The organism is Oleiphilus sp. HI0079 (genome assembly GCF_001635105.1).
In genome coordinates, this window is sequence record NZ_LWFT01000415.1 from 1 (window position 1) to 682 (window position 682).

The window sequence follows — 682 nt, forward strand, 5'->3', positions numbered from 1 at the left end:
GCTTGATGGCGAAAGCCAGTCCGACTGATTTGAGCAAGAGCACAGGCGCGGCGTTCTGAAAAACCAAACCGATCCATCAGAAAGACGACAACTGGCTTCCGTTCGACTGGCTTCACCACTTTTTTGCAACGACTTCCTTCATTGCTTCAACTTCCAAGAGTTTCTCCGCGAGCAAGCGTTTAAGCTTTGCATTCTCTGACTCTAGCTCTCTCAGTCGTTTGGCTTCATTCACCTCAAGGCCAGCATACTTAGATCGCCAGTTGTAAAATGTGCCGGATGAGATACCCATCTCCCGACAAATATCCTCAACTTTAGCTCCAGCCTCATGCTGCTTGATCGCCTTGATGATTTGTTCTTCTGAATATCGCTTCTTCATATTGAGATCTCCATATTGCTAGGATAATTGGAAATCTCATCGAGTTCATGGTTTTAAATTTAGGGGAAAGGTAAAAAGAGACTACGGCATTGCTAGAAATTGGTATAAAAAGGCGTGTGACAACGGTCAAGATAGAGGATGCAAGTTGCATCAACAGATCGCTGCAAAGACTCTGAATAGTTGTACACCAAATTTGATTGACTTTAATGTGTGTGAAAAGGCCCGAGAGATTTCGAATTCGATTGCCAATCAACTCCCTATGAATATAAGTAGCGATATGGTGTTTCAAACAGTCGGGTCAGTGAA

General features: G+C 43.7%; 1 pseudogene. It reads right to left on the bottom strand.

The window, feature by feature from the left end:
- A pseudogene (locus tag A3750_RS05420) lies at nt 1-376 on the bottom strand (transposase); the annotation flags it as partial.
- Nucleotides 377-682 lie beyond the last annotated feature (306 nt).